A 7,404-nucleotide genomic window follows, 5' to 3' on the forward strand; every position below is an offset into this window, starting at 1 on the left:
TGGCTCGGGGTGGTGGGCGCCATTATTTTATTGATCATTGCGGTTTTTTCCGAGATACAAACCCGCGATAACGTGATGCAGGCGCAAAGCGCCGAGAACAGTGCCCAGAATTTTGCCACCGGTCTGGCGCGCCAACAGTCTGCCATCGTGAGTATGGGCATGGCCGATGTGGCTTTTCGGAACTGGGCGCAACAAAAAGCCTTTGCCAGCGGATTGTATTTGCAAGGCTCGGAAGCCTCGGGCATTTACGGCTCCACCACCCGCGGTATTCGCATTATCCTGACCATCGGTGCCCTCGGACTTGGCGCCTGGCTGGTACTGCAACAACAATCTTCACCGGGTGTGATCATCGCCGGTACCATCTTACTGGGACGGGCCTTGGCGCCTATCGACCAGTCGGTGGGCATGTGGCGTCAGATCATTCGCGTGCGTCAAGCCTGGGCCGAATTACAAGAACGCCACCAGTCCGACGAGGCGCAAGAACACGCCACCACCCCGATGCCGCGTCCGGACGCCAAAGTGCAATTCGAGAATCTGGAAGTGGCGTGTCCCGGGTCTGAGAAACCACTCTTGCCCAAATTTAATTTAAGCTTGCAAGCCGGCAGCATGATCGCATTGGTCGGTGGCATCGGCAGCGGCAAAACCTCTTTGTTACAAACCACCGCCGGCGCCTGGCCGCCCTTCAGTGGCGCCGTGCATCTGGGCGGGCGTGACCTGCATCGCTGGGACATGGTGGATCGCGGGCGTTACGTGGGTTACCTGCCACAAGACAGCGAATTACTCTTTGGTACCGTGGCCCAGAATATCGGACGCTTTAGCAACGCCCCGACCGAGGCCGTGATCGAGACTGCACGCTTTGTGGGTTGTCATGAAATGATCATGAGTCTGCCCGACGGTTACGACACTGTGGTCGGCCCCGGCGGCATTCATCTCTCCGCCGGACAAAAACAGATCATCGGCATCACACGCGCCTTGTTTGGTCAACCAGTGATGCTTTTGCTCGACGAACCCACCGCCAATCTGGATGCGGCCACCGTGCAGCAACTCAAGAACGTGCTCACGCAGGTCAAGGCCAGTGGCGCCATTGTCATCATGGCCACCCACGACCTGCGTTTGGTCGAGATCTCGGATAATGTGGTGATGCTGACCCCGGAAAACATCAAAATGCTGAGTTCGGCCGATTACTTCGCCGGTTTACGCAAAGCGCATCCCGCCTTCATCAAACAGGGCAGTGCACAATCCGGAGACGGCCAATGACCAAGATGGAGATCATTAAAAGCGATCGATTGGTGTTTGTGGCCGCCATTGTGTGCCTGATCTCGATGGGCGGTTTCATCCTGTGGTCGGCGCTGGCGCCGATGGCCGAAGGCGTGGCGGCATTCGGCAACATTGTGGTGGAAAACAACCGCAAAGTGGTGCAGCATCTGGAAGGCGGCATTCTCGAAGAGGTTCTGGTGCGTGAAGGCGACGTGGTCGAAGCCGGGCAACCCCTGGTGGTTATTTCCGACGTGGCCGCGACTTCCGGTCGCGCCCAACTGGCCCAAGACCTGGTGAATTACAAAGCCTCGGTCATCCGCTTAACCGCGATCCTGAACAAAAACAGCACGGCCGATTTCAGTAGCATTCAGAACTCAGGCGTCGAACTCGAGCAATTTAACGAGTCCTTGGCGAGACAGCAAAGTTTGTTCTTGCAACAACGTCAAACCATCATCGCAGATCTTGAAGTGCTGCAATCGCGACAGAGCGGGTTCCGCGACAGTGCCAACAATAAACAGGCACAGATCGATAATTTAAATCGCTCCCTTGACCTGCTGCGTAAAGATCTCAAACTCAAACGCGAGTATCTGGCCGAACAATTGATCCAGGCCGATCAGGTGACCCAACTGGAACGGGAAGAAGCCAATTTGATGGCGGATATTTCGCGCCTTACCACCGAACAACAAAATGATCGTTCTCAAGTGCGTGAAATTGATCGACAGCTCACGCAAACCCGGGCGCGTTTTTATGAAAAGATCAATACCGACTTGCTGGAAGCGCGTGCCAAGGCCTCGGAAATAAATGAGCGCCTGACCGCGGCCCAAGATGTGGTTAACCGCACCCAGGTGTTTGCGCCACAAGCCGGCAAAGTTTTGAATTTGAAATTCAACACCAAGGGCGGGGTGGTGCGTGCCGGGGAACAAATTCTCGAGATCGTACCCAGTGAAAGTGAACTGGTGGCGGTGGTTCAGGTGCGTCCGGCCGATCGTGACACCGTGTATGAAGGCTTGAGTGTGGATACTCGATTGTCTGGCTTGCACAGCTGGCAAATGCCGAGTCTGGAAGGCACCGTAGAAAATGTCAGTGCCGACCTGAAAAGCTCTCCCAATGGCGATTACACCTATTACGAAGCCCGGGTCAGTATCGATGCCGCCGCGCTGGCCGAAATGAACATTGAAGTGATCCCGGGTATGCCGGTTGAGGCCTTTATCAATTCGGGCAAAACCCGTACCTTGTTCGATTATTTATTTGAACCCATCAGCGCCATCGTACGGCGTGGTGCCCGCTCCTAGAGACGTAAATGTTATTACGCAAAACCCTGTTCCAATATTCCGTTTTTTGCCTCACTCTGTTGTTGTGCCTGACACTCACCAGTCCGGCCAGGGCGATGGCCGACATACCTGCCAAGCCTGCTTGTTTATCATTGGAAGACGCTTTACACGTGAATGCCCGGCTTGATCCGGCCATTGGTGAAGCCCAGACTGAACAAGCCCGCGCCGAAGCCAGACTCAAACAAGTCCGTTACGACTGGTACCCGCAATTACGCGGTTACGGGCGTACCGCCTCCGGGCAAACCGGTTTGGTTGATGGGCGTACCGATAACCAGGTGGGGGTGGTACTCTCACAACGGGTGTACGACTTTGGACGTGGCCGACTTGAAAAAGACGCAGCGTATTCACGCGTGCAGGCTTCCGGCTTCGGTGTCACTGACGTGACCAATGATTCATCTCTGGATGTGGCGGTTACCTATTTAAATATTCTGGAAGCGGCCGAGAGTCTGCAAGCGGCCAAAGTTCGCGAGAACGATCTCAATAGTGTGGCGGCCGGTGTGGCACGGCGTCTGGAAACCAACCTCATTACGGCCGCGGAAGCCCGCAGCATAGAAGCGGATCGCTCAAATGCAGTAGCCAATCGCATTGAAGTGGAATTACAACTGGCGGAAGCGCAATCCAAATTAGCCATTTTGACCGCAAGCTCCGGCAAGGTGTGTGAGCATTTACCGCCGATCAAGACCCAGCTCGAAAAACACATGCCCGAAAGCCTCACGGAATCCCTGCAATACGCGCACGCCGGCAGTCGTTTGCAAGCCGCGGCCGCTGACCGTAAAGCGGCACTGGCCGAACTGGGTATTGCGAAACGGGCACGCTTACCGGTCATCGAGGTGCAAGCGGTGGCTGCCGAGATCTACAACAAAGACCTGAATAGCTGGGAGAGCAGCAACCGGGTTGGACTGGATATTTCTTCACCCTTGCTGGGCGGACGCTATGGCGGACAACGCGACGAAGCCGCGGCCAATTTGCGCGCAGCCAAACTCGGAGTCGATCGCATGCGTCGCGAGATCACAGAAAGCACCACGCTGACCTGGGAACGCATATCTGCATTTGAAAAACTCGCTGAATCGCGTAAAAATGCACGGGAAAGTTTGCGTCTGGAAACCCAGGCCTTGCGCAAAGAATTTGAAAAAGGCTTGCGTACCTATCAGGAGATCAAGACGGTGGAAGCCGATCTGCAATTGGCCGTATTACAAGAAATTGAAGCGCGTTATCTTGCCCATAAACAACGAGTCAAGCTTCTTGTCTTGACCAATCTGTTGATCACTTTTCAATAGCACACGGACACTTGATAAAAAGCTCCGAATGAATTTTTTCAGATAGTGTTAAAGAGTAACTTTTTCAAGATTATTAATTTCCTGCAGACATGCGAGTAAACTGATTTATGGAATGGCTGGCCTTAGTACTCTTTGCCCTGGTCATATGTGTCCTGCTATTCGGTTATCCAGTTGCATTCTCACTCGGTGGTACGGCTTTACTGTTTGCTTTTGTTGGCGTAATTTTCGGATTTTTTGAACTCAGTTTTCTCGAGGCCATGCCCAGCCGCATTCTCGGGATCATGACCAATGAAACATTGGTCGCGGTGCCCTTGTTTGTGTTCATGGGCGTGATGCTGGAACGTTCCGGAATCGCCGAAAAACTGCTTGAGACCATGGGCGAATTGTTTGGGCGGGTGCGCGGCGGCATGGGTATCTCGGTCATGTTGGTGGGTATGTTGCTGGCGGCGAGTACCGGTATTGTGGGTGCCACGGTCGTGACCATGACCCTGCTATCACTCCCGACCATGCTCAAGCAGGGCTATAGTCCTGCCATATCGAGCGGGGCCATTGCCGCCTCGGGCACCTTGGGACAAATCATTCCCCCGTCCATCGTGCTGATTCTACTTGGGGATGTGATTTCCTCCGCTTACCAGCAAGCCCAGTTACGTCAGGGCGTTTTTTCCCCCGAAACCGTGACCGTGGGCGATCTGTTTGCCGGCGCCTTGTTGCCGGGGCTGGTATTGGTAGGCATTTACATTACCTATCTTTTACTCATGGCCTGGTTCAAACCCGAGAGCATGCCGGCGTACCAGATCGATCGCAGCGTTGAACAAAAGCATTTGTGGTTTCGGGTATTGACGGTGTTGATCCCGCCGCTGTTGTTGATCGTTGCGGTGCTGGGTTCCATTCTGACCGGGATCGCAACCCCCACGGAAGCCGCGGCCGTGGGCGCGGTCGGCGCCATGATACTGGCCATCAGTTATAAAAAATTCGACCTGCCACGCTTACAGGACGTGATGCAAAGAACCGCACGCATCAGTTCCATGGTGTTTCTGATCCTGATCGGCGCCTCGGTGTTTTCCCTGGTGTTTCGCGGTCTGGGCGGCGACGACCTGGTGCACAGTTTGTTAGTGAACCTGCCCGGGGGTAAATGGGGCGCATTGCTCGCGGTGATGATCGTGATGTTCTTGCTGGGTTTTGTACTCGACTTTATCGAGATCACTTTTGTGGTGGTGCCAATTGTTGGTCCCATTCTGCTGGCCATGGACATCGACCCGATCTGGTTAGGCATTTTGATCGCGGTGAATTTACAAACCTCCTTTTTAACCCCGCCCTTCGGCTTTGCCCTGTTTTATTTACGCGGCGTGGCACCGCCGGAATTCAAGACCACGGATCTGTATCGCGGGGTGATGCCGTTTGTGGGGATTCAAATGTTAATGTTGTTGATCTTGTGCATATGGCCGGAGCTGGCAACCTGGTTGCCGAAAAAACTCTTTGGATAGTTGCATGAAAAAAATTCTGATCATTTTAATTGCAGCAGTTTTTATAAGCGCTTGTTCACACAAAGGCCATGCTGAAAAAACCGGTGACATGACTGACCTGCATCGCTATTTGCAATATTCAGACATTTTTGCCAGTTCCAGTCAACCGTCTGAAGATGAGTTAAAGCTCATTGCGGATGCCGGTGTTGAGCGAGTAATCTACATTGCCTTAAACGATAGTCATGGCGCGCTGGAAAACGAGGCGGCAATAGTTCAAAAACTGGGTATGGAGTATGTGCACATCCCGGTGGATTTCAAAAACCCGACATTGCAAGATTTTCAAGAATTCGTTCAAGTTATGCAGGCCAGTCCGGAAACCAAAACCTTATTGCATTGTCAGGTAAATTTACGCGCTTCAACTTTCAGTTTTTTGTATCGCGCACTATTCCTTGATGTTCCGGTTTCCCAAGCCAAGCAGGATATGGACTCCATTTGGGAGCCAAACCAGGACTGGTTTAAGTTCATCAAAACAGTTTCAGAACACTATGACTTGGACATTTACTGTGATGAGTGCGACTGGGGCGAGAACGAGTTTACCGATTAAGGATTTGAAAACTAATTATCGGGATTGACTTTGGATTGAAAAGCAGTCGGTTCCAGTTTCACGGCAAGAATTTTCTCGATCTTGTCGGCGATCGCCAACATGTCAAATTCCTGATAGGGGCGTGCGATGAGTGATAAGCCAATGGGCAGACCGTGCACCTCACCCATGGGTAAGGTGATACTCGGGTAGCCGGAAACCGCTGCGTAAGAAGATGAATTTCCTAAAAAGTGATCACCGTTGACCAGGTCGATACTCCAGGCCGGGCCTCCGCTGGGTACGATCAAAGCCTGAACTTCCGGGTGTTCATGAAAAAACGCTTCCAGGCCATTACTCACAACTTTCTCGCTTAATTCTTTACGAATGTTCTGGTACTCTTCCTCATCAAGCCCGCCTTTGGCCTGAGCCTTGATGAAGATCTCTTGCCCAAAGTACGGCATCACTTGCCCGGCTTGCGCTTGATTCAACTCAATGAGTTTTTCGAGCGTCAGACTCGCGTGACGCGTGGGTAAACTGCCGAGGTAATGATTCAAACTGAATTTGAATTCATACAGCAACAGATCATATTCCTTGGCAAAGGCATCATCCTCCAGTTGCAGCTGGTCAGGATTGACATGCATGCCGGCCTTGCCGAGTTTGTCCATGGCCTTGCTAAACAAGGCATCGACATCACTGTGCCAACCGCCACTATTGGCAATTGTCGCAACCCGGATCTTGTCGGCGCTGCGTACACTTCCAATAGCCGACGGGTAGTCGAAATTGATGGTGTCAGGACGCTCCAGGGCAAAAGTATCAATGGCCACGGCCTGTTTCTCGATCATGCCGCTCAGAAGAATGGCGGCATCGGCCACACTCGCGGCCATCGGGCCGGCGGTATCCTGGGAGGGACTCAATGGCACGATCCCGGCACGACTGACCAAACCCACCGTGGGTTTAATACCGACCACGCCGTTGACCGAAGCGGGACACACGATCGAACCATCGGTCTCGGTGCCGATAGCCAATGGGGCCAATTTGGCCGCCACCGCCACGGCTGAGCCCGAACTGGACCCGCAGGGCGAGCGTTGCAGGTCATAGGGGTTGCGGGTTTGTCCACCCACTGAACTCCAGCCACTCGAGGAACGCTCCGAACGAAAGTTGGCCCATTCACTTAAATTGGCCTTGCCCAGAATGATCGCCCCTTGTTGACGCAAACGCGCTACCAGGGTGGCATCACGCCAGGTCACATTGTCTTTAAGCAACAAGGAACCGGCCGTAGTGGCCAAAACGTCACCGGCCTCGATGTTGTCTTTGAGTAAAATCGGCATGCCATACAAGGGACCGCGTTGGGCCACACTGGCGCCCTCTGCATCGCGTTGTCCGGCGTATTTCAGGGCATCGGGATTCACCGCGATCACGGCCTTGAGTGCGGGGTTGTAGGCGTTAATGCGATCCAGATAAAAACGCGTTAACTCGGCATAGGTTAATTCGCCGGC

Annotated in this window: 6 protein-coding genes; 5 read left to right on the forward strand and 1 reads right to left on the reverse strand. The window is 53.4% G+C overall.

Translation table 11 applies throughout. The features are described from left to right. The 5 genes from HKN88_09095 to HKN88_09115 form a co-directional block, all read left to right on the forward strand. The coding region (locus tag HKN88_09095; GenBank protein ID NNC98210.1) for an ATP-binding cassette domain-containing protein at positions 1-1,257 on the forward strand (1,257 nt) is incomplete at its 5' end. Next, positions 1,254-2,549, forward strand: coding sequence for an HlyD family type I secretion periplasmic adaptor subunit (locus tag HKN88_09100; protein NNC98211.1), 1,296 nt, complete (start codon positions 1,254-1,256; stop codon positions 2,547-2,549). The genes HKN88_09095 and HKN88_09100, both read left to right, overlap by 4 nt. A gap of 8 nt (positions 2,550-2,557) precedes the next feature. Further along, positions 2,558-3,865: a TolC family protein gene (locus tag HKN88_09105; protein ID NNC98212.1), complete on the forward strand. Its 1,308-nt coding sequence runs from the start codon at positions 2,558-2,560 to the stop codon at positions 3,863-3,865. A 107-nt stretch (positions 3,866-3,972) separates the two neighbouring features. Then, positions 3,973-5,349 (forward strand): TRAP transporter large permease subunit, encoded by a 1,377-nt coding sequence (locus HKN88_09110; protein ID NNC98213.1) that lies wholly within the window; start codon positions 3,973-3,975, stop codon positions 5,347-5,349. A 4-nt stretch (positions 5,350-5,353) separates the two neighbouring features. Next, complete coding sequence (locus HKN88_09115) at positions 5,354-5,932, forward strand: phosphatase (protein NNC98214.1); 579 nt, start codon at positions 5,354-5,356, stop codon at positions 5,930-5,932. Positions 5,933-5,943: 11 nt separating this feature from the next. Here the strand turns inward: HKN88_09115 and HKN88_09120 are convergent. Next, positions 5,944-7,404 (reverse strand): amidase (locus HKN88_09120; GenBank protein NNC98215.1); only part of this gene is annotated, 1,461 nt, incomplete at its 5' end.

The organism is Gammaproteobacteria bacterium, from assembly GCA_013001575.1.
Classification (GTDB): Bacteria; Pseudomonadota; Gammaproteobacteria; order Steroidobacterales; family JABDMI01; genus JABDMI01.

Bases quoted from the DNA above. Each gene is read 5' to 3' on its own strand.
- HKN88_09105 (NNC98212.1), top strand. From the start codon at position 2,558: ATGTTATTACGCAAAACCCTGTTCCAATATTCCGTTTTTTGCCTCACT.
- HKN88_09100 (NNC98211.1), top strand. From the start codon at position 1,254: ATGACCAAGATGGAGATCATTAAAAGCGATCGATTGGTGTTTGTGGCC.
- HKN88_09110 (NNC98213.1), top strand. From the start codon at position 3,973: ATGGAATGGCTGGCCTTAGTACTCTTTGCCCTGGTCATATGTGTCCTG.
- HKN88_09115 (NNC98214.1), top strand. From the start codon at position 5,354: ATGAAAAAAATTCTGATCATTTTAATTGCAGCAGTTTTTATAAGCGCT.